Origin of the sequence: Microbacterium sp. NPDC087592 (genome assembly GCF_044743585.1) — a bacterium.
Classification (GTDB): Bacteria; Actinomycetota; Actinomycetes; order Actinomycetales; family Microbacteriaceae; genus Microbacterium.
Genome location: NZ_JBIUWT010000001.1, coordinates 935,682 through 960,916, shown reverse-complemented (window position 1 = coordinate 960,916; position 25,235 = coordinate 935,682). Strand labels below are relative to the sequence as shown.

The window sequence follows — 25,235 nt, the reverse complement described above, 5'->3', positions numbered from 1 at the left end:
ATACGATGGAGTAATGCATCGAAACCGGGGGATCGTTCGTGGTGCCGCTCTGCTGCTGGGTGGGGTGATCGCCGTGACGGCGCTCGCCGGGTGCACGCGGAAGAGCGAAGACCTCGAGGAGCAGGTCGCGAAGGATCCGGCCGTCTCCTCGATCGAGAAGGCGGAGGACGGGGCCTACCTGATCACGCTCGAAGACTCGGTCGCACCCGCGGACCTCCCCGAGGCCGCTGTGCGATTGAACGCCCTCGCCGAGTCCGTGACCGATGATGACGTGGTGCTCAAGGTGCGCACCGGTGCCTGGCAGTGGACGGTCGCCGGGGATGACGACGAGGTCGCCGAACTCGCGGAGGCGGTGGGCGAGCTGACCGGAGTCGACGGCATCCTGCAGGGTCGTGTCTGGTCCTCCGACGATTCGCTGGGCGTCGAGGCGGTCGCCGAAGCAGGGGTCGACCCGACCGCGACGATCGAGCCGCTGGCGGATGCGGCGGCGGCCGGTCCGCTCACGGACGGGGTGTCGCTCAAGGTCTCGGATGTGCACGAGCGTTCGACGATCGAGACGCAGGATCCGGCGGCGCTGAAGGCCGCGGTCGAGACGGTCGCGGCGGTGGCCGCCGTCGCCCCGATCCAGAAGTACACGCTCGACGACGACTCGCTCGCGCTGCGGATGCGCACGGTCGAGGGTGCCGCGGCGGCGACGCCCGCAGTCGACGCCTTGACGTCGGGCCAGGCACGGCTCCGTGTCGACCTCTCCAGCGGGATCATGACCGCTCCGGCGCTGCAGCAGGAGCTCGGCGCCAGACTCGATGCGATCCTCACGCCGATCGCCGGTGTCGTGGGCGCCTCGATCGGCACTCATGGGCCGCGCGCTCTGCATCTTTCGGTGACCACGACCGATGCCGAGACGGCCGCGACCGTGCAGCAGGCCCTTCTCGCCACGCCGGACCTCCAGGAGTTCAACTCCCTCCAGCTCTTCGTGTTGAAGGAAGACGAGCCGGGCTCGCGCGTCACGGCGAAGACCATGAGCGAGGACGGATACGTCGCGAACTTCGATCGTGCGCTCGGACTCGCCGATGCCGAGGGAGTGCGCTCCGTCGCGCTGGGACCGCGGGAGCTCGATGTCGTGCTCGACCACGACGCCGACGTCGCCGCGCTGGCCCCGGCGATCAAGCATGCCGCGCTGCGGGATCAGGAAGCCGAGATCTTCGCATCGACGAGCTGGGCGCCGGAGACCGACCGTCCTGCGTACGCATTCACGGTCACCGGGAAACTCCACCCGAACCTCGTGAAGGGTGGGGGCGACGAGACCCAGGAGTTCGTCGACGCGTGGAACGCCGCCCCCGATCTCTGAGCGCGGTCGGCGGAGGGAGAGGGGCGAGGGGAGCCCCGGTCACGCGTCGGAGAGGGTGAAGCGGGCGGCGCCGGCGACGCCGATCGTGACCGCCCAGGCGAGCAGGACCAGGGCCCCGGTGAACGCCGTGAGCACGGCGTCGTCCGGCGCGAACAGTTGCGACCCGGCACGGGTGGGCAGCCACCGAGTGTGCTCTCCGAGCGCGGTCAGAGCGAACGGCAGGATGTAGACGACGACGAGCATCGACACCAGCGCCGGTACCAGATTCCGCAGGACGAGCGTCACCGCGTGGGCGAGAAGCCCGATCAGCACCAGATAGACGATCGCGCCGCCGAGGCGGGCGAGGTCCTCCGCCGTCGCGGCCACACCGCCGGCATCCGAGGCCCGGTGCGTCAGCTCGGCGGACAACCACGCCACAGCGACCGACAGCGTCCCGACGAGGAACAACACGACCATCGCCGCGCACGTCTTCGCCACGATCACCCGCATCCGGCGAGGCACCGCGATGAGGGTGGTGCTGAACTGACGCCCGGCGTACTCGTGCGCCACCGGCACGACCCCGAGCAGGATCGCACCGGCCTGCGCATACGGCATGGCCCCGAGAACCGCGTCGACCGCCGGCACGGTGCCCCCTCGCTCGCCGTGCAACCCCGCGAGCGCCGCGGCGATGAGTGCGCTGACGAGGATCATGCCCGCGGCGGCATGTGTCGTGAGCGGAAGCGTCCGCAGTTTGGAGAGCTCCGCCCCCAGTGCCCGCCGCATCAGGCGTCTCTCCGCGTGAAGACGATCGTTCCGGCGCCCACGGCTGCCACGGCCCACGCGGCCATGACGAGCCCGCCTGGCACGGCGTCGAGGCCTCCGGGGAGCACGAGTTCGGCGTCGAAGCCGAACAGGTTGCGTCCCGCCATGTCGGGGAGCCAGTGCGCGAGCGGGGTCAGGTTCGTGAGCAAGAGGGAGATCGAGACCACCGAGCTGTTCAGGATGAGGATGATCAGCGGGAGCGTGCCGCTGCGCGTGATCAGCGTGATGCCGAACGCCAGGAGGGCGGTGAGGGTCCAGTAGACCGTCGTGCCGACCATGCGCCACATCGCCTGTTCGACGGGGACGGCCTCGGGGGCGACGTCGCCGAGGAACAGTTGAGCGACCCCGAGGCAGGACGACAAGGCCACGGCCGCGGTCAGGACGGTGATCACCACCACCGCCGTGAGCTTGGCCAAGACGAGCCTCACTCGACCGGGGCTCGTGACGAGCGTGCTGGTGATCTGCCGGGATCCGCCGGCATCCGGACTGTTCGGCGTGTATTCGCTGCTGACCGCCAGCACCCCGACGACGATCGCGCCGATCGTGCCGAGCGGAGCCGCGGCGAAAGCAGTCTCGAGGACCGAGATCGGACCGAACAGGTCGGCTTCACCCGCGTCGAGGGCGGCGACCGCCTGCGTCGCGTTCAGCGTCGTGATCGCGACGGTGCCGAGGATGCTCGCGAGCACGCCGGCCCATACGCCCGGGAGTGTGAGGATCTTGGCCGTCTCGGCGGCGATGGTGCGCAGGAGTCTCATCGCGAGGGACCGCCGTTCGGGTCGGTCGAGGTATCCCCGCCGGTCAGGGCGAAGAAGGCCGCTTCGAGGTCTGCGTGCCCGCGCGTGATCTCGTCCACGGTGCCCGTCGCCACGATCCGGCCGTGGGCGATCACGACGAGGTCGTCCGCGACGCCGGCAACTTCGCCCATCAGGTGACTGGACAGCAGGACAGTCCCGCCGGCATCCGCCTGGCCGCGCAGCAGCTCCCGCATCCAGCGGATGCCCTCGGGGTCGAGCCCGTTCACGGGTTCATCGAGGATCAGCATCGGCGGCTCGCCCAACAGCGCCGCCCCGAGCCCCAGCCGTTGCCCCATGCCGAGCGACAGCCGCCCCACCTTGGTGCGCGCGGCGTGGGTCAGACCGACCTGTGCGAGCACCTCGTCGACGCGGCCACGGCGGATGCCGCCGGCGGTGGCGATCCAGGAGAGGTGGCCCCGCGCGGTCCGCGAGCGGTGTGCGCCGGACCCGTCGAGCATCGCCCCCGCCGTCCGCAATGGGTCGCGGAGGTCGCGGTAGGCGCGGCCGTCGATGAGCGCACGTCCTGCGGTCGGCCGGTCGAGCCCGAGGAGGATGCGCAGGGTGGACGACTTGCCGGCTCCGTTCGCTCCGAGGAAGGCCGTCACGCGGCCCGGTCGTGCCTCGAAGGCGACGCCGTCGAGCACCGTGCGGGAACCGTGTCGTTTCGTGAGTGATTCGATCGTCAGCATCCCTCGATCCCAGCGGTCCGCGTCGTCCGGGACATCGGCCCGCAGACGGGAAGCCCGGCCGATGCTCCGACCCCGGGCCCTCCACCCCTGGTCTGATGTGTGTCGCGTCGAGGGTGCCTAGACTCGGGCGGATGGATGCTTCGCCCCGCCCGACCTGGCGCTCGCGCACGTGGATCGCCGCCGGGGGCATGATCGCGCTGCTGGTCGCTCTCCTGAGTTTTCTCGGACTCGACGGCCCGCAGAGCGTGGCGGTCGTGGTGACGGCCGCCGGACTCCTCGTGGTGGGCGTGCTCGTCTGGGCGACGGTGCGGTCGCAGCGGCAGCGCCGGGAGTACGAGCGCAGCCTCACGGAATGGGCGGCGGACCGGGCAGCGCAGCAGGAACGACTGCGGATCGCCCGTGAGCTGCACGACCTGGCATCGCACGGACTCGGTCTGATCACGATGCGGGCCGCCGCCGTCGCCCCGCTCGAGGGGACCGCCGGCGACGCCGAGCGGCGAAGCGCCCTCGTCGACATCGAGCAGGCGGGGCGCTCTGCGATGTCGGAGCTGCGGAGGATGCTGACCGTGCTGCGCGAGCCGGGAGACGAGGTGCCGCTGCATCCGCCGGCACGACTCTCGGACGTGCCCGGGATCGTCACCGCCGCGGAGGCGTTCGGTGTGCGCGTGAGCCTGTGGATGGAAGATCTGGGCGAGGCGCCGCTCGCCGTGCAGGCCACCGCCTGCGCCACGATCCGGGAGGCGCTCGCGAACGTCGGACGCCATGCCGGTCCGGTGCCGGCGAGCGTGGTGGTGGAGCGGGACGGGAACGCCGTCCGCGTCGTCGTTGCCGACGAGGGGCCCGCGCGGGGATGGAAGTCGCAACCCGGCGCCGGACACGGTCTGCGGGGCATGCGCGAGCGGGTGAGTGCGCTCGGGGGAACGCTGCTCGCCGAGCCCGTGGAGGCGGGATTCCGCGTCGAGGCGCGCCTGCCGTTCGAGGCGGGAGCGTGAGCGACGGGATCCGCGTCCTGATCGCCGACGATCAGGCCCTGCTGCGGCACAGCCTCGCCCTGATCATCGCCGGTGCCGAGGGGTTGACGGTGGTGGGCGAGGCCGCCGACGGTGCGGGGGCTGTCGAGTTGGCGCGCGAAATCGTGCCGGATGTCGTGCTGATGGACATCCGGATGCCGGGGCTCGACGGCATCAGCGCGACTCGCGCCATCACGACGGCCCTGCCGGGGACGCGGGTGCTCGTGCTCAGCATGCTGGAGCTCGACGAGTACGTCGACGGCGCCCTGCGCGCGGGAGCCAGCGGGTTCCTGCTCAAGGATGTGCGCCCCGAGCAGCTGATCGAGGCCATCCGCCGCACGCACGAGGGGGAGTCGCTGTTCGCGCCGAGCATCCTCGTCCGCCTCGTCGAGCACTTCCTCGACAGTGGGAATCGACCGGCGGGTCGCCCGCTCGCGACCCTCACGGCGCGGGAGACCGAGGTGCTCACGCTCGTCGGCAGAGGGCTCGCGAACGCAGAGATCGCCGCAGCGCTCACGATCTCGATGGCGACGGTGAAGACGCACATCGGCAGCCTGCTGTCGAAGCTCGCGGCACGGGACCGCGCGCAGCTCGTGATCGCCGCGTACGAGCAGGGGCTCGTGGGCGGCTGAGCTCGGGGGCGCCTGAGGCTCGCGCCGATCAGGCCAGCTCGTGCACGTGCACGGTCGAGGTCAGGCTCGTGCCGTTGAGGTCGAGGTAGATCACTCCCTCGGCCCGCGTGAGGGTCATCGTGTTGCGGCGTTCGATCAGGGCCGCGGCCGACTCGATGAACCCGGGGTCGAAGCTGTACACGCGGATGTCCTCGCGGCGGTGGATGCGCTTGTCCGCCCACTGCGCCATGACCTTCGCGGGATCGCGGTGCGTGTAGACGACAGTGCGTTCGGCCAGTCGGCTGCCGTGGTGCAGTCGCTCGGCATCGGGCGCCCCGATCTCGACCCAGACGGTGATGAGCCCGGTCATGTCGCGCACGAGCACGGCCGGTTCCTCGGTCGACGAGATGCTGCCGCCGAACGTGATGCCCTCGGCGAACTCGAGCCCATAGGCGAGCACGCGGGTGAGCATGTAGGCGTCGGTCTCGGACGGATGCCGCGCCACGCGCAGCGAGTAGTCCTCGTAGATTCCGCGGTCGGTGTCAGCGAGCTGCACCTCGAATGTGTGGACTGTCGAACCGATCGCCATGATCCCCGAGCCTACGCGGCCACGGGTGGGGCGACCGACCGGGTGAGAGGGGCGATCCGGATCAGAACAGCATCGGCTGCGCAGCCGCGGCCTGAGTAGTGGGCGTGAAGCGCACCGCTGCCGCGGTCGCCGCTCCCGACTGTACGTGTCCCTGCCCTGGTCGGAACCCGCGGCGGGAGTAGTCGTCTTCGTGGCGGCCGTCGAGTCCGTGCATCCGGATGAGGGGGCGAGCGCGTTTCGCGAGCCACTGCCGGTATCCCTTGGGAGCCTCGGCCGAGGCGCCGGGATAGAGCCCGCGATACGACGACACCAGGTCGGGCCGGTTGGCGCCGAGCCACTCGAAGAACCACGGCTTGACGCCCGGTCGCAGATGCAGTGCTCCGTAGATGACGGTGCGCGCTCCCGCCTCTTTGATGCGCACGAGGGCACTGTCGATCGCCATGAGAGAGTCGGTCATGTGCGGCATGATCGGCATCAGGAACACGGTCACGGGAAACCCGGCGTCGGCCAGGGCGCGCACGGTGTCGAGGCGGGCCTGGGTGGTCGGGGCTCCCGGTTCGATGGCCTTCTGCAGCTCGTCGTCGTACATGGCGATCGACATCTGCACGTCGACGGGCACGCGCTGCGCGGCCTTCACGAGCAGGGGGATGTCGCGGCGGATCAGCGTGCCCTTGGTGAGGATCGACATCGGTGTGCCGGATGCGGCGAGCGTCTCGATGATGCCGGGCATGAGCTTGTAGCGCCCCTCGGCCCGCTGATACGGGTCGGTGTTGGTGCCGAGGGCCACGGTCTCGTGCTGCCATCTGCCGCGCCGCAGCTCCTTCTCGAGCACCTCGACCACGTTCACCTTGACCACGATCTGCGAATCGAAGTCCGATCCGCCGTCGAGGTCGAGGTACTCGTGCGTGCCGCGGGCGAAACAGTAAACGCAGGCATGACTGCATCCACGGTAGGGGTTGATGGTCCAGGCGAACGGCATGCGCGAAGCGCCGGGCACGTGGTTCAGGGCCGACTTCGACAGCACCTCGTGGAACGTCATCCCGGCGAACTCAGGGGTGGTCACCGACCGCAGCACGCTCGACCGGTCTTCGAGCCCGGGCAGCGCCGCTGCATCCGTCTCGCCGAGCTTCTGTCCCTGCCACCGCATCTGAACATTCGAACAAAACATCGACTCGATGTCAACCCGGAATGGTAACTATCTTCGACGGATTAACCCTCAGGGGAACGTCGCGTCGAGCGCAGCGCTCAGGTCTGCCAACAGGTCGTCCGTGTCTTCGAGGCCGACCGAGAGCCGCAGGTGGCCGAACTTCCGGAAGGGTTCGGGATAGGTGGCGACGCGGCCGCCCTCGGTCCCGGTGTGCACGATCAGCGAGTCGTCGTGGCCGAGCGAGAAGCCCGAGGTGATCAGCCGCAGGTTCGCCACGAACGCGTTCTGCACGTCGGGGGAGCCCTTCACGGCGAACGCCATCATGCCGCCGAAGCCGCGTCCATCGAACTGGCGGACGGCGAGCGCGTGGTCGGGGTGGGAGTCGAGACCGGGGTAGGCGATGTACTCCACCCGGTCGTCGGCGGCGAGCATCTCGGCGATGCGGGCGGCCGAGTCGAAGTGCTGCCGCAGCCGCAGGGGGAGCGTGACGGTGCCGCGCTGGATCTGCCAGGCGTTGAAGGGCGAGATGATGCCCCCGACGTCGACCATCGCGTCGGCCTTGATGGGCTGGATGAGCTCGTGGCTGCCTGCGACCGATCCCCCCATCGCGTCGCCGTGTCCGTTGAGGTACTTCGTGAGCGAGTGCACGACCAGATCGGCGCCGTCCTGGATGGGGCGGTAGAACGGCGGCGGCGAGAACGTCGAATCGACCATCAGGATCGCGCCGGCGGAGTGCGCGATCTCGGCGATCGCCGCCACGTCGGCGACCTTGGTGGTGGGGTTCGCGATCGCCTCGATGCACACCAGGCGTGTTTCCGGGCGCATGGCCGCACGGACGGCATCGAGATCGCCGATGTCGACGAAGGTGGCCTCGAGCCCGTAGCGCTGGGGCAGCAGTTCGGTCCACAGGCGCCAGGTCGCCTCGTACACCACGTCGCTCACGATCACGTGGTCGCCGACGCGCATGTGGGTGAAGAAGACGGCGTGCAGTGCCGCGACGCCCGAGGCGAGGGCGACGGCCTCCTCGGCGCCGTCGAGCGCGGCGAGCTTCTGCTCCAGTGCCGACTGGTTCACGCCGGTGTTGCGCGTGTACAGCCCGGGCGCGGTGGCCGACCAGCTGATCTCGCTCGGATCGTCGGGGAGCTGATACGAGTTGGCCATCACGAGCGGGGTGCGAAGCGCCATCGTCGAGTCGAGCTGGTTGCCCGCATGCACGGCCAGGCTGAGGTCCGACAGGGTGAGGGGATCCTTGCGGTCGGGGCGAGTGCCCATGGTGACTCCTTCGTTCCTGCACCGCTCGTGGTGCGATTCCACTCTAAGGTGCATAATAGACACACGCAATTGTGAATGATGCACGTTGCAGCGTACCCCCAGGAGGTCTCGATGGAGCGGCTCCACCTCGATCAGATCGATCGCAGCATCCTCGCCGCGCTCACCGAAGACGCCCGCGTGCCGCTGGTCGCACTCGCATCCCAGGTGCATCTCTCGCGCAACGCCGTGAAGCAGCGGATGGAGCGCATGGAGCGGCAGGGCGTGATCGGCGGGTACACCGTCACGCCGGGGCACGCCGGCGGCTCCCCGGTCTCGGCGATCGTGCTCGTCTACCGCACCGACCGGATGCGCGGCGGCGCGGTCATCGCCGAGATCTCGCAGATCCCCGAGGTGCGGCGGTGCGACGTGCTGTCCGGCGACTTCGACCTGCTCGTCATGCTGGAGGCCGACTCGATGGACCGCATCGGCGAGATCTGGGAGATGCTCGCCGCCGTGCCCGGAGTCGCGAACACGGTGACGGCCGTGTCGCTGACCCGCGTGATCGACCGCGCCTGAACCTCGGGGAGGGGCGGGGTATCCCCCTGGACCCCCGCCCTCCCCGAGGAGTTCTCAGGTGGTGATGCAGGTCACCTTGGGCTGGGTCATCTCCTCGTACGCGAAGCGCACGCCCTCGCGCCCCATGCTCCCGTACTTGGATCCGCCGAACGGCATGCTGTCGATGCGGTAGTCGGAGGAGTCGTTGATCATCACGCCTCCGGCATCCAGTGCTTCGGCGACCCGCAGTGCGCGGCCGATGTCCGTCGTGAAGACCGCGGCGTGCAGCGCGTAGTCGACACTGTTGGCCTCGGCGACGGCCTCATCCTCGGAGTCGAACGGTGCCAGCGCCACGACCGGGGCGAACGCCTCCTCGTTCCAGAGCTCGCACGAGAGCGCCACGTTCTCGACCGCGGTCGGCCAGTACACCGAGCCCTCCCTGCGGTGTCCGGCGAGCACCCGCGCGCCCGCGCTCACCGCATCGTCGACCATCCGCTCGGCGCGCACGGCCGCTGCCTCCGAGATCATCGGCCCGACGTCGGTGGCCGGGTCCGAGGGGTCGCCGGCGCGCAGCGTCGAGGTGCGCGCCGCGAACCGGTCGCGGAACTCGGCGTATACGGAGCGCTCGATGAGGATGCGCTGAGACCCCACGCAGTTCTGCCCCGCGGCCCAGAAGGCGCCGGACACGCAGGCCTCGACGGCCTCCGCGATGTCGGCATCCGCGAAGACCACGACGGGCGCGTTCCCGCCGAGTTCCATGGCGAGCTTCTTGAGCCCCGCGGTGCGAGCGATCGCCTCGCCCGTCGCGAACCCGCCCGTGAATGAGACCATGCGGATGTCGCGCACCGCGACCAGCGCCTGCGCGACCTGGCGGTCTCCGTGCACGACCGTGATGATCTCGTCGGGGAGACCGGCTTCGAGCAGCACGTCGACGAGGAAGCGTGCGGTCAACGGGGTGAGCTGGGAGGGCTTGAGCACGACCGCGTTCCCTCCCGCGATCGCAGGGCCGAGCTTGTGGGCGACGAGGTTGAGCGCGTCGTTGTAGGGCGTGATCGCGAGGATCACGCCGAGCGGTTCCCGCGTGTACCAGCCACGGCGGTTGCCCCCGCCCTCGTAAGCGTCGAAGGGGATGACCTCGCCGTCGAACGCCCGAGCGGTCTCCGCCGAAAGGGAGATCGTGGTGACCGCTCGACGCACCTCCTTGCGGGCCTGGGTGATGGTCTTGCCCGCCTCGCGCACGATGAGGGCGGCGGCCTCGTCGGCACGTTCCTCGAGGATGCGCGCCGCGCGGTCGAGGATCGTGTGTCGAGCGAACCGGGTCAGCTCCCGCGAGAGCGAAGCGCCGAGCCTTGCGCGCTCCATGATCGGCTCGACGTCTTCCACCGTGTGCTGCGCCAGCTCGGCGATGGTCTCGCCGCTGTACGGGTCGAGCACCCGGAGTACGGCGGTGCCGGTCGTCGGAGCATCCATGATCGCCACGCTCACCGGACCGCTCCGGCGTACGACTTCTGGTGGGCGTCGATCGCGATGATGTCGGAGAGGAGCGCGTACGCCGTCTCGATGCGCCCCGCGCCGGGACCGGACACCGTGACCGTGCCGAGCAGGTCGGTCGTGAAGGCGACGGCGTTCGTGGCCCCCGAGACGGCGGCGAGCGGGTGGTCGGTGCCGAGTGCGAGGGGCTGGACGGATGCCGAGATGCCCCCCGACTCATCGCGGGAGACCGTGCCGATGAGCTTCCAGTGCTCGCCCGCCGTGGCTGCGGCGATCACGTCGCCCGCGGTGATGCCGCTGATCCCGGTGCGCGGCACGTCGGCGGTCGTGAGCTGCGCTCCGAGCACCTCGTTCGCGAGGATCACGACCTTCAGCTGCACGTCGGACCCCTCGATGTCGGCGGTCGGGTCGGCCTCCGCATACCCGAGGGCCTGAGCTTCGGAGACGGCGTCCGCGAGCGACTTCCCCTCTTCCATGCGCCCCAGCACGAAGTTGCTCGTGCCGTTGAGGATGCCCTGGATGCGGGTGATGCGCAGTCCCTTGAGGGTCTCGCCGGCGAGTCGGAGCACCGGAGTCCCGCTCATCACCGAGCCCTCGTACTCGAAGCGGGCTCCGTTCTCGGCGGCGAGGCGGTTGAGCGCGGCGCCCGCGAGCGCGACCGGGCCCTTGTTGGTAGTGGTCACGCTCTTGCCGCTCTCGAGGGCGGCGCGCACGTGCGAGATCGCCGGCTCTCCGTCGACCGGGTTCGTGAACGTCGCTTCGGCGATGACATCGGCCGTGGTGTTGCGGATCACGTAGTCGTTGCGGGGCTCGGCGTGGCCGCCCGGCATTCCGGCGAACGTGTCGGCGCCGGTCATCGCGAGCGCGGCGTCGAGGTCGATGCCGTCGCTCTGCATGAGCGAGCCGAGGCGGAGATCGGTGATCGCGACGACGCGCAGGCCGAAGCCGAGGTCGTCGACGAGCGCCGCCCCGCGGTCGCGGATGATCTCGGCCAGGGCGCGGTTGACGCCTCCGAAGCCGATGAGGGCGAGGTCGTGGTGAGTCACCGTTGTCTCCTTCTTTCCATGAGCTGTCGCCGGCGACGCCGTGCGGACACGGATCCATCGTCGGCGAGGTGGGTGTCCGTGCGCGCCTGTCGGATCGGCCGCGGGTACTGCCGGAATGGCAGCTCCTCCGCCGGATGGTCGGCAGTGACGGTGGGCGTGAAGAATTCTGCTCCGGGGTCTTGTGGGCCGGATCGCGGAGCGGATAGTGTCCCCGCATCCGACCAACTAAATGCGTCATTGGCACATAGATGTGAATATGATGCACATATCAAACCCGATTGAGAGTTCCGATGACGCCTCTTCCCGGGGAGAAATCCCTTCCCAACGTCCTGCCGAACACGACGGCGACACAGGTTCCGCTCCGCCGCCTCCAACGGACCATGGACGCCCGGCATCTGATCATGATCGCGCTGGGCGGCGTGATCGGATCGGGCCTGTTCCTCAGCTCCGGCTACACGATCTCCCAGGCGGGGCCCCTCGGCGCGATCATCGCGTACCTGATCGGCGCGTTCGTGGTCTACCTGGTCATGGCCTGCCTCGGTGAACTCGCCATCGCGTATCCCGTCTCCGGCGCCTTCCACATCTACGCCTCACGATCGATCGGGCCGGCGACCGGATTCACGACGGCGTGGCTGTACTGGCTCTGCTGGGTGGTGGCACTGGGGTCGGAGTTCACGGCATCCGGCATCCTCATGCAGCGCTGGTTCCCCGGGGTGCCGGTGTGGCTGTGGTGCCTGATCTTCGCCGCCGTGCTGTTCCTGCTCAACGCGATCTCGGCCCGGGTGTTCGGCGAGGCGGAGTTCTGGTTCTCGTTGGTCAAGGTCGTCGCGATCGTCGCGCTGATCGTCCTCGGCGGCGCGGCGATCTTCGGGTTCACGCCGCTGTCGGCCGAGCACCCGCCGGCGATCCTGTTCAGCAACTTCGAGACCCCCGGAGGGCTCTTCCCGAACGGGTTCAGCGGTGTGATCGTCACCGCGCTCGCCGTGTTCTACGCGTTCAGCGGCTCCGAGCTCATCGGCGTCGCGGCGGGCGAGACCAAGGACCCGGCCAAGAACATCCCGCGGGCACTGCGTTCCACGGTGCTGCGACTGGTGGTGCTGTTCGTCGGCGCGATCGCCGTGATCGCCGCGATCCTGCCCTACGAAGACGCCAGCGTCACCAGCAGCCCGTTCGTCGACGTCTTCCAGTACGTGGGAGTGCCGTATGCGCCCGACATCATGAACTTCGTCATCATCACGGCGCTCCTCTCCGCGGGCAACAGCGGGCTCTTCTCCTGCGCTCGCATGCTGTTCTCGCTCGCGGAGGAGGGTCACGCGCCGAAGGCGTTCACGCGACTCACGAAGCGCGGCGTCCCCCTCATCGCGCTCAGCGTCAGCATCCTGATCGGCCTCGTGTCGCTGCTCACGAGTGTGATCGCCGCCGGCACCGTCTACCTGGTGCTCGTGTCGATCGCCGGATTCGCGGTCGTCGCGGTGTGGATGTCGATCGTCGCCTCGCAGTTCTTCCACCGCCGCAAGTTCGTGCGCGAGGGCGGAGACGTGTCGGCTCTCGCCTACCGGACGCCGCTGTACCCGGCGCTGCCGATCGTGGCGTTCTCGCTGCTGCTCCTGTCGGTCATCGCGATCGCGTTCGACCCGAACCAGGTGGCGGCGTTGTACTTCGGCATCCCGTTCGTCGCCGCGTGCTACCTGTTCTTCTGGTGGCGGCACGGTCGCAAGGGGAAGCGCGACGTCGTGCAGGATCACGAGGCGGAGCCCGTCGACGCGTGACAGCCTCCACACCGGCGGGCGGATGGGTCGAGATCGACCGCGACGCGATCAGCCACAACGTCCGCACGATCCGCGCAGAACTCGGCCCCGAGGTCGGGTTCTGCGCGGTCGTGAAGGCCGACGCCTACGGTCACGGCATCGACATCGTGGCGCCGTTGCTCGGCGAGCAGACGCTCGGCCTGATCGGTCTGGCATCGAACGAAGAGGCGGCGGCCGTGCGCGCGAGCGGCTTCACCGGTCGTCTTCTGCGCGTGCGGCCCGCGGGGCGGGACGAGGTCGACGACGGCATCCGCTTCGGCATCGAGGAGTGGATCGGCGGGGCTGACCATGCCGGGATCGTGGCCGGGGTCGCCGCCGCTCGGGGTGTGCGCATCCGCGCGCACGTGTCGCTCAACTCCACCGAACTCGGGCGGGACGGGCTGGAGGTCGGTGAGCCGCGGGGCGTGCACGCGGCGCGGAGCGTCCTGGCGGATCCGCGTCTGGATGTCGTCGGCGTCTGCTCGCACTTCCCGTGCGAAGACGAGGACGACGTGATCGCGGGCGCCGCGCGATTCGACGAGCAGTCACGCGCGGTCGCCGACGCCTCCGACGGCGTAGTGGCCCGGCACTGTGCGACCACCTTCGCGGCGCTGCGTCTGCCGCAGTCCCGGTTCGACCTCGTCCGCATCGGCGCCGGGCTGTACGGAGACACCGACGCGCTGGGAGGCGTACTCCGACCGGCGATGCGGATGGTGTCGCGGATCGCGGCGATCAACTCGTATCCGCGGGGGAGCACGGTCGGCTACGACCGCTGGCACCGGCTCGAGGCGGATGCGCGTCTCGCGCTGATCCCGCTGGGGTACGCCGACGGCGTGCACCGCAGCCTGAGCGGCACCGGCGAGGTGCTCATCCGCGGTCGCCGTGCGCGCATCGTCGACCGGATCGCGATGAACAGCTTCCTCGTGGACGTCTCCCACCTCGAGGCGACGACGCCGGGCGACGAGGTCGTGCTGTTCGGTGCGCAGGGCGACGAGGCGATCACCGCGGCCGACGTCGAGCGGGCCCACGGCAACATCGCCGCCGACCTCTACGTCGCCTGGGGGAGGCTCCTCCCGCGTCGCGCGGTGGGGGCCTCCGGATAGGATGGCCGAGGTCTGGGCCGACAGGAGAGGAGGGGTCGTCGTGGCTTCCTCCTCACTCGTGCAGGGCCTGAGTCTGCTCGATGCGGCGGTCGAGCAGGAGCGCCGTGCGCGACCGGGTCTCAACGCCTCGCGGCTCGCCGACACCACCGACATCGAGCGGAGCCGTGTCTCGCGACTCACGCGCGAGCTGCAGTCACGGCAGTTCCTCCGCCGGGACGACGATTCGCTGTTCTGGGCGGGGACCGAGTATTTCCGCACGGCCGCCGTGCTGAACGCGGCCTGGCTCCGCGAATCCAGGGTCGCCCTGCGCACGCTCGCCGCGCAGCTCGGAGTCAACGCGCTGATCACCGTCACCGAGGGTGCGCGCGGCGTGCTGCTCCGATACGAGCGATCTGCCGACGGGGGCGACCGCTCCATCCGTGCCGGGCTGGTCACGCCGATCTGGTGCACGGGAGCGGGCCGCGCGCTGCTGTGGGATCACACGCCCGAGCAGCTGGCAGTCGTGCTCGACGGGGTGCAGTTCATCGGCGTGGGCGGTCCGACCGCGCCGCGTTCCGTGGACGAGGTGGGCGTCGTGCAGGAACGCGACCGTGCCGAAGGGCTCATCTCGGCCGCCGAGGAGTACGACGAGGGGATCGACGAGTTCGCCCTCCCGATCCGTCGGGGTGGCGAGGTCATCGCCTCGCTCGCGGTCCGAGGGCGCCATCGTGCGCAGGGTGCCACGCGCGAGACCCGTGCCCTGCTCGCCCGGTTCGCGGGCGAGCTCACCGCAGCGGCCGACGCGTCGGTCTGACGCCCCGCGGGTCAGCGCTCGACGGATGCGGGTGCGCCGAGCCGGCGGGAGAGATCGGCGGCCGCCCGCGCGCATGCCGCACCGCACTCCGCGACCCGCTCGTGCATCGCGTCGCGGGTGCCCACGACCTGAACCGCGGCGATGACCTCTCCGCGGAAGTCCCACACGGGTGCCGCGACCGAGTAGAGGCCCGGTTCCGCCTCCTGGTCGACGATGGTGAAGCCGCGCTCGCGATCCGCGCCGAGCCGCGCGAGCACGTCGTCGACCGACACCGGGGTGTTCGGCCCCTGGGCGGTGAAGTCGGTCGAGCCGAAGACCGCGCGCACCTCGTCGTCCGAGGCATCCCACAGCGTGGCGCGCCCGGCATCGCTGCAGTACGCGGGGTAGGAGCGTCCGATCCAGGAGCCGATCATGCGGGAGTCCGCGGGCAGGCTCTCGAGCGTCGTGAGGGTCGCATCGCCCTGCAGCTCACTGAGGAAGGTGGCCTCGCCGAGCTGCGCCGCGAGGGAGTCCAGCACCGCGAGCCCGTGCGTGTGCATCCGGTGCGCGGTGAGTTCCTGCGCGGCGGCGTACCAGGACCAGGTGAGCGCGTACGAACGGTCGGGCCGACGCTCGACCAGACCGGAACGGGCGAGGGTGGCGAGGGTGCGGGACACCTGGGAGCGCTCGCGGTCGAGGGCGTGGGCGATCTCGCCGACGGTGGTGCCGCTGCCCTTCTCGATGAGCGCACTCAGAGCCGTGAGCACGTCGAGTCCTCGGCCCATGCTGCTCGATGGCGCGGGGGCGAGCGGGGCGGACGGCATGGGTCGAGGGTACCGTTGTGGCCGTCGCGGTGGTGCCATCCACGCAGCGCGGGAGAGAATGGACCAATGCCCTTCTCGCCGCACGCTCAGCATGCGGCTCCGCGGTCCCCGATCCGCGGACCCGCACTGCCGATCGGCGTCGCCGTGACCGCGCTCGGGATGATGCTCTCGATCGCCTCCGTTCCTGCGACGTCGCCGGATGCTGCCGCGATGCCGGAGCCGGTCGCCGTGATGCAGGTGCCGACCGTGCAGGTGGGGGCGACGACCGCAGCCGACCCGTGCTCGGACCCCGCCGTGCAACAGGCCGTCCAGGCCGGTGACGACGCGGCTGCCGTGGCCGGTTTCGGTGGTGGGACGGCCTTCCGCGAGGCCGTGGTGGCGGGCAACGCCCCCTGCGTCTCGCTCCGCGATCCGGCGCGGGTCTGGGTCGTGGTGAACAAGAGCCTTCCGCTGAAGCCCGCGGACTACGAGCCCGGGGCGCTCGACTCCGTGCCGCTGCAGATGACGACGCCCTCGGGCCGGGTGCGGACTGACGTCGCGGTCGCCGTCGGGCAGATGGCTGATGCGGCGGAGGCTGCCGGGGTAGGCCGCATCGGCGCGAACAACGGCTATCGGTCGTACGGGCTGCAGGTCACGACCTACGACTCCCACGTGCAGTCGCAGGGTCAGGGGCAGGCGGATGCCGGGTCGGCGCGCCCCGGCCACAGCGAGCACCAGACCGGACTGGCCCTCGACGTCGTCGCGTGCGGCAGCGGCTGCGGCGGTCTCGACGGCTTCGGCGGCACCGCGCAGAGCGACTGGGTCGCGGCCCACGCGTGGGAGTACGGGTTCATCGTGCGGTACGAGCAGGTGGGTACGCCGGTGACCGGCTACGCGCCCGAGCCGTGGCATCTCCGCTACGTCGGGGTCGACCTCGCCGCGGCCTATCACGACGGCGGATTCCACACGCTGGAGGAGTTCTTCGGGCTCCCGGCGGCCCCCGACTACGCGCACTGAGACATCGGAGAAGGCCCCGGTTGCGGCATCCGACAACCGCGGTACCCAGTGTCACGTCTTATGGGATGCATTCTCACAACGTCCTGTCCGCGGCGGTGCCCGACACGTAGAATCGCCGGAGCAACGATGCACGATACGTTCAGGAGGACGGCATGGAACGCGACATCTACGACGAGGATCACGAGGCATTCCGGGACCTGGTCAAGGACTTCGTCAAGCGCCACGTGACGAACGAGGCCATCGAGAAGTGGGACGCTGCGGGTGAGATCGACCGGGCGACCATGCTGGCTGCCGGCGAGGCAGGACTGATCGGACTGTCGGTCCCCGAGGAGTTCGGCGGCGCCGGGATGCTGCAGGACTACCGCTTCCGCACGGTCGTCATGGAGGAGGTCATCGCCGCGGGCGCCGGCTCACTCGCAGGCGCCTTCGGCATCCAGGACGACCTGGCCGTGCCGTACCTCGTGCACATGGGAACGCAGGAGCAGAAGGAGAAGTGGCTGCCCCGGATGGCCACGGGTGAAGTGCTCGGCGCACTCGCCATGACCGACCCGGGAGCGGGTTCGGACCTCCGCGGCATCAAGACCAACGCGAAGAAGGTCGACGGTGGCTACATCCTCAACGGCGCGAAGACCTTCATCTCCTCGGGCACGACAGCCGACGTCGTCGTGACCTTCGTCAAGACCGGTGAGGGCAATCGTCCTGACGCCTTCAGCCTGCTGCTCGTAGAGAAGGGCATGGAGGGCTTCGACCAGGGCAAGAAGCTCAGCAAGATGGGCTTCCACGGCTGGGATACGGCCGAGCTCAGCTTCACCGACGTGTTCGTCCCCGACGAGAACCTCATCAGCGGCAAGGAGGGGCAGGGCTTCATCCAGCTGATGCTGAACCTGCCACTCGAGCGTCTTTCGATCGGCGTTGCCGCGGCCGCAGCTGCGCAGGCCGCTCTGGACTGGACCGTCGCCTACACGAAGGACCGGGAGGCGTTCGGCGAGCGCATCGCCGACTTCCAGAACACCCGCTTCCGGCTCGCCGACATGGCGGCGACCACCGATGCGATGTGGGCGTACATCGACCGCGCGCTGCTCGCCTACAAGAACAGCACGCTCACCGCCGAGGACGCGGCGAAGGTCAAGTTCTGGGCTACCGAGCGGGAGTGGGAGGTGCTCGACACGGGCGTGCAGCTGCACGGTGGCTACGGCTACATCATGGAGTACCCGATCGCCCGCGCCTTCACCGATGCTCGGGTGCACCGCATCTACGGCGGCACGAACGAGATCATGCGCGATCTCGTCGGTCGTCAGATCGCCGGCAAGCGCTGACGCACGGCTCTGGAGAGGCCCCGGATGCTCTGGCATCCGGGGCCTCTTCGCGTGCAGCCGAGGACGCTGCGGTGCTCGGATGCTCGAAGGAAGTGGGTAGTACCAGCGGTGCTACCGAAGTAGTATTACTGCATGTCCACCGCAAAGGTCAGCCTCAGTCTGAGTGAGAGCGATCTGGCGTTCCTCGACGCCCAGGCCCTCGAAGGCGGGTACCCCTCGCGCTCGGCCGTGGTGCACGCGGCGGTTCGCCTTCTTCGTGAGAGCCGTCTCGCCGACGCGTACGCCGAGGCCTACGCCGAGGGATACGACGACGAGTGGGATTCCGCGGCCGACGATGGCCTGGCCACCGCGTGAGCGACAGTGCGGTCTCCCTGCTTCGTCGTGGTCAGATCATCCTCGTCTCGTTCGACCCCACGGTCGGGTCCGAGGCGCGGAAGACGCGACCGGCCGTGCTCGTGAGCAACAACACGGCGAACGCGGTCGCTGCGCGACGCCCGCAGGCCACGGTCACCGTCGTGCCGGTGACGTCGAACGTCACGCGGGTGCTGCCGTTCCAGGTGCTGCTTCCCGCCGCCGCCACCGGGCTGGATCGCGATTCGAAGGCTCAGGCGGAGCAGGTGCGGACCATCTCGACCGCGCGCATCGTCCGTCCGCTCGGCTGGGTGCCGGCCGAGTTGATGGGGGAGATCGACGAGGCACTGCGCGTGCATCTGTCGCTCTGAAGCCCCGCGGGGGTTCCACTTGTACCGGCCGCCGCGGCGCTCCCCGCGTTGCTCCGGGGTCGGATCGACCTTCGAGGGCACTTGCTGTTCCGGGAAATGCCTGACCAGTCGAAATAAATCCGAGGTGAGAGCAGGCGTCGGAGAATTTCCTGACTTGTCTCTTCAGGGGATACAAGTATCGGTCCATGATCGATACATGTCCGGACAGGAGAGTCCGGCTCGGGAACGCAGATGTTCCCGCACCCGCTCACCGAAGAGGCCGGAATGTCCACTCTCAGCCTGCCGCTGCTCGACCGCACGTCGACGGCTCCGATCTGGTTCCAGATCATGCGCGCCATCGAAGCCGAGATCGCCCAGGGCACCTGGGGACCGGGTGATCGCCTGCCCAGCGAGAACGAGCTGCGGGAGCACTTCTCGGCCTCGCGCACCTCGATCCGCGACGCGCTGTCCCGGCTGGAGAGCGCCGGCATCATCTCCCGACAGCAGGGCAAGGGCGCCTTCGTGGAACGAGCCCAGGGTCCGTCGGCCTGGACGCTCCCCTCGGCCCCGAGCCTTCTCGGCGAGTACAGCGAGGACGGCCGCAGCGCCCTGAGCTCGGAGATCCTCCGTGCCGGCATCGAGCCGCTTCCCTCGTGGGCCGCAGCGGTCGTCGGACGCGACTCTCCCGACGGCACGGGCTTCGTGCTGGAGCGCGTGCGCGCCGTGGGCTCGCGCACCGCCGTGCACGTGATCAACTATCTGCCGTCGCGCTTCGCCGGGGTGCTGCCCGACCTCCGCGACCCCCGCGCGAGTCTCTACGCCGCGATCAGGAACGTCGCCGGCGTCCGCATCGCCCGCATGCACAGGACGATCGAGGCCGTCGCCGCCGATCGGGCGCTCGCGGGCCTGCTCGAGGTCGAGCCGGGGCATCCGATCGTCGTCGTCGAGGCCGTCGCCTACGACCAGAGCGGCCAGCCCATCGACTTCTCCCGCGCCTCCGTGCGCACCGATCGCCTCCGCGTCAGCGTCGACACCGGTTTCGATGCGGGAGGCATCTCGACCGAGACCGCCTCCGGTCGTTACCCCGCCGCTCTGCGCTGACCCATCCACTCACGAACCCCGGGAGCCCTGCACATGACCGACCACCGCATCCTCGTCATCGGCGACAGCTACATGACCGCCGAGATCTTCACCCGTGCCTTCGCGCAGCGGGGCCTCGCCGTCGACGCGACGACGATGACGATCACGACGCCGACGTGGGACACCTCCTCCATCCGGGAGTACGAGGGGGACCCGGCGGAGGTCGCGAGCCTCGGCCGCGGCTACGACGTCATCGCCTTCCACGCGGCGCCCGTGACCGCCGACGTCCTGGCCGCGCTCCCCGACCTGCGCCTCGTCGGATGCGCACGCGGCGGTCCCGTCAACGTCGATCTCGATGCGGCGCGCGAGCGCGGGGTGCGAGTGACCACGACGCCGGGGAAGAACGCGGATGCCGTCGCCGACCTCACGATCGGCTTCCTGATCTCCCTCGTGCGCAACGTGCCGGCGTCGCTGCGCGACGTGGACGAGCGGGTCGCCGACGGCCGTCCGCTCGCCGAATCGACCTTCGAGGGGGCCCGCTGGTTCGGCCGCGAGGTGAAGGGACTGCGACTCGGTCTCATCGGCTACGGCAACGTCGCCCGCCTCGTCGCGGCTCGGGCGCGGGCGCTCGGCGCGACCATCACCGCGTACGACCCCTTCGTCGACCCGGCCTCGGTGACGGATGCCACGATCGTCTCCGACCTCGACGCGCTGCTCTCCGCGAGCGACGTCGTCAGCGTGCATGCGCGAGCCACCGACGAGAACCGCCACATGATCGGCGCCGCGCAGATCGCCCGCATGCCGGAGGGGTCGTTCCTCATCAACACCGCCCGGGAATCGCTCGTCGACGAGCACGCGCTCCTCGAAGCGCTGCGCAGCGGCCACCTCGCCGGAGTCGCCCTCGACGTGAACGAACCCGATGGACCGTGGCGGGAGCTCGTCGCGGAACCGAACCTCATCCTCACGCCCCATCTGGCCGGCGCGACGAACGAGACGCTCGTCCGCGGTGCCGACATGCTCGCTGCCGAAGTCGAGAGCTTCCTCACCGACGGGAGCCTGCGATGGGAACGATGACGGACGTCTTCCTCGCCATCGACGCCGGCACCGGATCGGCGCGAGCGCTCGCCTTCGACATCGAGGGCCGACTCGTCACCCGAGCGGCACGGGAATGGACGCACAACGCCGTACCGGGGCACCCCGGCGGCACGGTCTTCGACACCGAGAGCGGATGGAAGGCCATCGCCGCCGCCGTCTCGGAGGTCGTGGCGCACCTCGGCGGGCGGCGCATCGCGGCCGTGGCCGCGTCGAGCATGCGGGAGGGATTCGTCCTGTACGACGCTGGGGGCAGCGAGCTCTGGGCCTGCCCGAACACCGACGGTCGGGCACGCGCGGAGGCCGACGAACTGGTCGCCGAAGGCGTCGCCGACGAGGTGTACCGCACGGCGGGGGACTGGGTGTCGATCACGGCGCCTGCCCGGCTGCGGTGGATCGCTCGCCACCAGCCCGACCTCTTCGCACAGGCGCGCCATTTCGGGATGCTGAGCGACTGGGTCACGACGCGCCTGACGGGCGAGTTCGTGACCGAGCCGACCAGCGGCTCGAGTTCGGCGCTGTTCGACCTGCGGTCGAGGAACTGGTCGGACGAGCTCGCGGGACTCGTGGGCGTGGACCGCAGCATCCTCCCTCCCGTGATCGAATGCGGCGAGGTCGTGGGTGCTGTCACGCCCGCCGCGGCTGCCGCCACGGGACTCCCTGTGGGCACACCCGTCGTGACCGGCGGTGCCGACACCCAGCTCGCGCTCCATGGCATCGCGGCCCGCGAAGGCGTGCCGACGATCGTCGCCGGCACGTTCTGGCAGACCACGGCCGTCACATCGGAACCGCTGATCGACCCGGAGCGGCGACTGCGCACGCTCTGCCACGTCGATCCGGGTACCTGGATGGTCGAGGGGATCGGCTTCCTCTCGGGACTCGCGATGCGCTGGTTCCGCGATGCGATGTGCCCGGATGCCGCCGAGCTCGGACGCGCAGCCGGAACGTCCGCGTTCACCATCATGGAGGAATGGGCCGCGGCGGTTCCGGCGGGCGCCAACGGCGTCGTCGCCACCATGGCGAATGTGATGCAGGCGGACGCCTGGCATCACGCGGCCCCCGCGTTCGTGGGCTTCGACATCAACGACGCGGCCCGCTCGTCACGGGGAGCATTCGTCCGCGCGATCGAGGAATCAGCCGCGATCGTGGCCGGCGCGCACCTCGACATCCTCGCTTCCCTCACCGGCGGCCGAGCGGTCGCCGAAGGATCGGTCACCTTCACAGGCGGCTCGAGCGCGGGCGCTCTCTGGCCGCGGGTGATCGCCGGGGTGACCGGACTCGACACCCGCGTGACCCCTGCGCCGGAAGCCACCTCGTACGGCGCCGCCCGCCTGGCTGCGCGTGGCGTGGGCGCCGCCCTGCCGCCGATGGGCGACCCCGACCGCGTCGAACGCGTCGACCCCGGCGAGCACGAGCAGTACCGCGCGGTGACCGAGCGCTGGCACCGCGTGTACCGCGACATGCTCTCGATCTCAGGCCCCGACCTGCTCCCGCTCTTCACCCCACCGGGTGCCGCCCGCGGCCCCCACGACCTTTCCCCCACCCGACTCTCGCCCGTCGGCCACGCCGGCTGACGACCACCAGAAGGAGACACCATGGCAGACCTCGAAGGCAACGCCGCAGCGAAGAAGTTCCACTCCGAGACACCGGCCGTGCGCTTCTCGCAGAACATCCGCGGGGCCGCGAACCTCGACTGGGGCATGCAGAACCGCCTCTCCCGCATCCTCGACCCCGACACCGGCCGCACGGTGATGCTGGCGTTCGACCACGGATACTTCCAGGGACCGACGTCCGGCCTCGAGCGCATCGACCTGAACATCGCCCCGCTCGCCGAGTACGCGGACGCCGTCATGTGCACCCGCGGTGCGCTGCGCACCTCCGTTCCGCCGGCCACGCGCGCCGGTCTCGTGCTCCGCGCCTCGGGCGGACCGTCGATCCTCAAGGACCTCTCCGACGAATACACCGCGATGGCGATGGCGGATGCCGTGCGCATCAACGCCGACGCCGTGGCCGTGCAGGTCTTCGTCGGCGGTGAGCACGAGAGCCGCAGCATCCGCAACCTCACGACGCTCGTCGACGAGGGCTACGCCGCCGGGATCCCGGTGCTCGGGGTGACGGCGGTCGGCAAGGAGCTCGTCCGTGATGCCCGCTACCTGGGCCTCGCCACCCGCATCATCGCCGAGCTCGGCGCCCAGCTCGTCAAGACCTACTACTGCGACGAGGGCTTCGAAGACGTGGTGGCGGGCTGCCCGGTGCCGGTGATCATGGCCGGGGGGAAGAAGCTCCCCGAGCTGGAAGCCCTCACGATGGCGTCGAACGCGGTCCGAGCGGGCGCTGCCGGCGTCGACATGGGACGCAACATCTTCCAGAGCGCGGATCCTGCGGCGATGATGCGCGCAGTCCGCGCGGTCGTCCACGATGACGCCGCTCCCGCCGACGCGTACGAGCTGTTCCGCGAGGCCACCGAGACGCGGGTGCTCGCATGAGTGCCGACGTGCTCCGCGCCGCCGATGCCGCGCTCCGGTTCGGCGACTGGGGGCCGGGCTACCTCGCCCAGAGCGACGACGCCGCGTTCGGCGTGGTCGTGCTGCGGCCGGGCGACGAGTTCGGCAATCACCTGCACGAGCACCACACGGAGTCCTTCGTGGTGCTGGAAGGGCGCGCCGAGATCTGGCTCGATCGCGACACCTGCAAGGTCGTCTCGGTCGGTGACGTGCTCCGCGCCGAACCGCACGAGGAGCATTTCGTGCGCAACCCGTTCGACGAGACGTTCCGAGCCGTCTTCGTGAAGACCCCCTGGGTCGATGGCGACAAGGTCGATCGCCCCTGGACGCCGGACCCCGAATCCGCATCCTGACCGCTTCACCCCCTCACCCGAAGAAGAAACATCGAAAGGACAGCACCATGAGTGTGCAACGACGCTCCTCATCCCTCGCGCGCTACGCGCGTCGCTCCCTGCCCGTCATCGCCCTGGCTTCCGTCGCGGGCCTCGTGCTCGCGGGCTGCTCCGGCGACGCCGGCGGATCCTCCGGCGACGGTGGTGACAAGACCCTCAAGGTCCTGATCGCTGCTCCGCAGGAGGGGGCCGGCAAGATCCTCGAGGCCGATTTCGAAGCCGAGACCGGTGTCGAGGTCGAAGTCGAGGTCGTGCCCTACGACCAGATCCAGACCAAGGCGGTCCTCGACGCACAGTCCGGAACCAACAACTACGACGTCATCCAGTACTGGTACACGTCGGTCGGCGCGCTCGCCGACGCCGGTGCGCTCGCCGACATCACCGACTGGGTCGAATCCGACGAAGACATCGACTCGTCCGACTTCATCGAGGCGATCTTCGGCCCGTACTCGCAGTACGAGGGAGGCACCTACGGTCTGCCGATCGACGGCGACACGCACGTGCTCTTCTACAACAAGGCGATCTTCGAGCGGAACGGCGTCGAGGTGCCAACCACGTGGGACGAGTACATCGAGGTCTCGAAGAAGATCACCGATGCCGAGAAGGCGGACGGCGTGTACGGCAACGCCCTGCTCGGCTCGAAGAGCGCGTTCAACATCGGCTCGACCTTCTTCAACCGTCTCGCCACGATGTCGCCCGATCCGATCGACCCGCAGATGCCGCAGCTCGACACCGAGTACGCGGTCGCGGCGGCCCAGTCGATGCTCGACGCCGCCCCCTCTGCCCTGCCCAGTCCGCTGGAGATCGGGTTCGAGCAGGCGCTGCCGCAGTTCCTCTCGGGGTCCGTCGGCATGATCGAGTTCTGGACCGACCTCGGTGTCTTCGCGCAGGATCCCGAGCAGTCGAAGATCGTCGACGGCTGGGGTGTGGCACCGCTGCCCATCGGGCCGGAGGGCAAGATCTCCGGAGCGCTGAACGCCGGATGGGCGATGGGAATCAGCCCCAACGCGAGCGATGAGGAGCTCGCCAAGGACTTCGTGGCCTTCGCCTCCTCGAAAGAGACCAACGAGAAGCTGATCACGACGACCGGCTCCGGCGTCGATCCCACCCGGACGTCGACGCTGGAGAGCCCGGAATACGTCGAGTTCGCCCCCGAGGTGTCGGCGGTCGCCGCGCAGGTGCTGCCGAACGCGCAGTCGTGGCCCACGTCGCCGCAGGCACCGGAGATGATCCAGTCGCTGAGCGACAACCTCGCGCTCATGCTCCAGGGGAGCCTGACCGCCGAACAGGCGATGCAGCAGACCTGGGACTCCTGGCAGTCCCTGGCCGGCTGATC

At 69.7% G+C, this 25,235-nt stretch carries 26 protein-coding genes; 17 read left to right on the top strand and 9 right to left on the bottom strand.

The window, feature by feature from the left end; translation table 11 throughout:
- Positions 1-13: 13 nt before the first annotated feature.
- Entirely contained in the window at positions 14-1,348 is a 1,335-nt protein-coding gene (locus ACIOTO_RS04585; protein ID WP_400856770.1) for a hypothetical protein, read from the top strand.
- 39 nt (positions 1,349-1,387) lie between these two features.
- Here the strand turns inward: ACIOTO_RS04585 and ACIOTO_RS04580 are convergent, their stop codons facing one another.
- The 3 genes from ACIOTO_RS04580 to ACIOTO_RS04570 are packed head-to-tail and all read right to left on the bottom strand — an operon-like array spanning position 1,388 to position 3,632.
- A complete protein-coding gene (locus ACIOTO_RS04580; protein WP_400856768.1) occupies positions 1,388-2,110 on the bottom strand; it encodes a hypothetical protein in 723 nt (240 codons plus the stop codon).
- Positions 2,110-2,904: an ABC transporter permease gene (locus ACIOTO_RS04575; RefSeq protein ID WP_400856766.1), complete on the bottom strand. Its 795-nt coding sequence runs from the start codon at positions 2,902-2,904 to the stop codon at positions 2,110-2,112. Before ACIOTO_RS04575 ends, ACIOTO_RS04580 begins: the two co-directional genes overlap by 1 nt.
- Positions 2,901-3,632: an ABC transporter ATP-binding protein gene (locus ACIOTO_RS04570; RefSeq protein WP_400856763.1), complete on the bottom strand. Its 732-nt coding sequence runs from the start codon at positions 3,630-3,632 to the stop codon at positions 2,901-2,903. Before ACIOTO_RS04570 ends, ACIOTO_RS04575 begins: the two co-directional genes overlap by 4 nt.
- Before the next feature lie 131 nt (positions 3,633-3,763).
- Between ACIOTO_RS04570 and ACIOTO_RS04565 the strand changes: the two genes are divergently transcribed.
- Positions 3,764-4,624 carry a sensor histidine kinase gene (locus tag ACIOTO_RS04565; RefSeq protein WP_400856761.1) on the top strand — a complete coding sequence of 287 codons (861 nt, stop codon included), beginning with the start codon at positions 3,764-3,766 and terminating at the stop codon, positions 4,622-4,624.
- Entirely contained in the window at positions 4,621-5,274 is a 654-nt protein-coding gene (locus ACIOTO_RS04560; protein WP_400856759.1) for a response regulator, read from the top strand. Before ACIOTO_RS04565 ends, ACIOTO_RS04560 begins: the two co-directional genes overlap by 4 nt.
- A gap of 28 nt (positions 5,275-5,302) precedes the next feature.
- Here the strand turns inward: ACIOTO_RS04560 and ACIOTO_RS04555 are convergent, their stop codons facing one another.
- The 3 genes from ACIOTO_RS04555 to ACIOTO_RS04545 form a co-directional block, all read right to left on the bottom strand.
- Positions 5,303-5,842, bottom strand: a complete 540-nt coding sequence (locus ACIOTO_RS04555; protein ID WP_262002731.1) for a YaeQ family protein — start codon at positions 5,840-5,842, stop codon at positions 5,303-5,305.
- A gap of 61 nt (positions 5,843-5,903) precedes the next feature.
- The gene (locus ACIOTO_RS04550) at positions 5,904-6,989 is read right to left on the bottom strand and encodes an Rv2578c family radical SAM protein (protein ID WP_400856758.1); all 1,086 of its coding nucleotides are present in this window, start codon (positions 6,987-6,989) and stop codon (positions 5,904-5,906) included.
- Positions 6,990-7,058: 69 nt separating this feature from the next.
- Complete coding sequence (locus ACIOTO_RS04545) at positions 7,059-8,261, bottom strand: trans-sulfuration enzyme family protein (RefSeq protein ID WP_400856756.1); 1,203 nt, start codon at positions 8,259-8,261, stop codon at positions 7,059-7,061.
- 111 nt (positions 8,262-8,372) lie between these two features.
- Here ACIOTO_RS04545 and ACIOTO_RS04540 point away from each other — a divergent pair, with 111 nt between their 5' ends.
- Entirely contained in the window at positions 8,373-8,816 is a 444-nt protein-coding gene (locus tag ACIOTO_RS04540) for an Lrp/AsnC family transcriptional regulator (protein WP_105710827.1), read from the top strand.
- A gap of 54 nt (positions 8,817-8,870) precedes the next feature.
- Here the strand turns inward: ACIOTO_RS04540 and ACIOTO_RS04535 are convergent, their stop codons facing one another.
- The gene (locus tag ACIOTO_RS04535) at positions 8,871-10,265 is read right to left on the bottom strand and encodes an aldehyde dehydrogenase family protein (protein ID WP_400856753.1); all 1,395 of its coding nucleotides are present in this window, start codon (positions 10,263-10,265) and stop codon (positions 8,871-8,873) included.
- A gap of 11 nt (positions 10,266-10,276) precedes the next feature.
- Entirely contained in the window at positions 10,277-11,332 is a 1,056-nt protein-coding gene (locus ACIOTO_RS04530) for a homoserine dehydrogenase (protein ID WP_400856752.1), read from the bottom strand.
- Positions 11,333-11,622: 290 nt separating this feature from the next.
- Here ACIOTO_RS04530 and ACIOTO_RS04525 point away from each other — a divergent pair, with 290 nt between their 5' ends.
- From ACIOTO_RS04525 to ACIOTO_RS04515, 3 genes are read left to right on the top strand one after another with little or no spacing between them, the layout of a single operon-like run.
- Positions 11,623-13,101 (top strand): amino acid permease, encoded by a 1,479-nt coding sequence (locus tag ACIOTO_RS04525; RefSeq protein ID WP_400856751.1) that lies wholly within the window; start codon positions 11,623-11,625, stop codon positions 13,099-13,101.
- Positions 13,098-14,222, top strand: a complete 1,125-nt coding sequence (gene alr / locus ACIOTO_RS04520) for an alanine racemase (protein ID WP_400856750.1) — start codon at positions 13,098-13,100, stop codon at positions 14,220-14,222. Before ACIOTO_RS04525 ends, alr begins: the two co-directional genes overlap by 4 nt.
- Positions 14,223-14,262: 40 nt before the next feature.
- Positions 14,263-15,015 carry a helix-turn-helix domain-containing protein gene (locus ACIOTO_RS04515; protein ID WP_400856748.1) on the top strand — a complete coding sequence of 251 codons (753 nt, stop codon included), beginning with the start codon at positions 14,263-14,265 and terminating at the stop codon, positions 15,013-15,015.
- A gap of 11 nt (positions 15,016-15,026) precedes the next feature.
- Here ACIOTO_RS04515 and ACIOTO_RS04510 read toward each other — a convergent pair whose 3' ends face one another.
- Positions 15,027-15,818 carry an IclR family transcriptional regulator gene (locus ACIOTO_RS04510; protein WP_167632908.1) on the bottom strand — a complete coding sequence of 264 codons (792 nt, stop codon included), beginning with the start codon at positions 15,816-15,818 and terminating at the stop codon, positions 15,027-15,029.
- A 66-nt stretch (positions 15,819-15,884) separates the two neighbouring features.
- Here ACIOTO_RS04510 and ACIOTO_RS04505 point away from each other — a divergent pair, with 66 nt between their 5' ends.
- From ACIOTO_RS04505 to ACIOTO_RS04460, 10 genes are all read left to right on the top strand, one after another.
- The gene (locus tag ACIOTO_RS04505; protein WP_400856745.1) at positions 15,885-16,814 is read left to right on the top strand and encodes a M15 family metallopeptidase; all 930 of its coding nucleotides are present in this window, start codon (positions 15,885-15,887) and stop codon (positions 16,812-16,814) included.
- A gap of 152 nt (positions 16,815-16,966) precedes the next feature.
- Entirely contained in the window at positions 16,967-18,130 is a 1,164-nt protein-coding gene (locus tag ACIOTO_RS04500; RefSeq protein ID WP_167632909.1) for an acyl-CoA dehydrogenase family protein, read from the top strand.
- Between the two features lie 132 nt (positions 18,131-18,262).
- Positions 18,263-18,484 (top strand): ribbon-helix-helix domain-containing protein, encoded by a 222-nt coding sequence (locus tag ACIOTO_RS04495; protein WP_262002710.1) that lies wholly within the window; start codon positions 18,263-18,265, stop codon positions 18,482-18,484.
- Complete coding sequence (locus ACIOTO_RS04490) at positions 18,481-18,852, top strand: type II toxin-antitoxin system PemK/MazF family toxin (RefSeq protein ID WP_372468237.1); 372 nt, start codon at positions 18,481-18,483, stop codon at positions 18,850-18,852. The genes ACIOTO_RS04495 and ACIOTO_RS04490 overlap by 4 nt, the downstream gene beginning before the upstream one ends.
- A 264-nt stretch (positions 18,853-19,116) precedes the next feature.
- Positions 19,117-19,932, top strand: a complete 816-nt coding sequence (locus tag ACIOTO_RS04485; protein WP_168380816.1) for a GntR family transcriptional regulator — start codon at positions 19,117-19,119, stop codon at positions 19,930-19,932.
- 33 nt (positions 19,933-19,965) lie between these two features.
- Complete coding sequence (locus tag ACIOTO_RS04480) at positions 19,966-20,985, top strand: NAD(P)-dependent oxidoreductase (RefSeq protein ID WP_372468238.1); 1,020 nt, start codon at positions 19,966-19,968, stop codon at positions 20,983-20,985.
- The gene (locus ACIOTO_RS04475; RefSeq protein WP_400856741.1) at positions 20,973-22,577 is read left to right on the top strand and encodes an FGGY family carbohydrate kinase; all 1,605 of its coding nucleotides are present in this window, start codon (positions 20,973-20,975) and stop codon (positions 22,575-22,577) included. The genes ACIOTO_RS04480 and ACIOTO_RS04475 overlap by 13 nt, the downstream gene beginning before the upstream one ends.
- Before the next feature lie 21 nt (positions 22,578-22,598).
- Positions 22,599-23,489, top strand: coding sequence for a 3-hydroxy-5-phosphonooxypentane-2,4-dione thiolase (gene lsrF / locus ACIOTO_RS04470; protein WP_262002700.1), 891 nt, complete (start codon positions 22,599-22,601; stop codon positions 23,487-23,489).
- Positions 23,486-23,860: a cupin domain-containing protein gene (locus tag ACIOTO_RS04465; RefSeq protein ID WP_091032415.1), complete on the top strand. Its 375-nt coding sequence runs from the start codon at positions 23,486-23,488 to the stop codon at positions 23,858-23,860. Before lsrF ends, ACIOTO_RS04465 begins: the two co-directional genes overlap by 4 nt.
- A gap of 47 nt (positions 23,861-23,907) precedes the next feature.
- Entirely contained in the window at positions 23,908-25,233 is a 1,326-nt protein-coding gene (locus ACIOTO_RS04460; protein WP_029261286.1) for an extracellular solute-binding protein, read from the top strand.
- Positions 25,234-25,235: the final 2 nt, after the last annotated feature.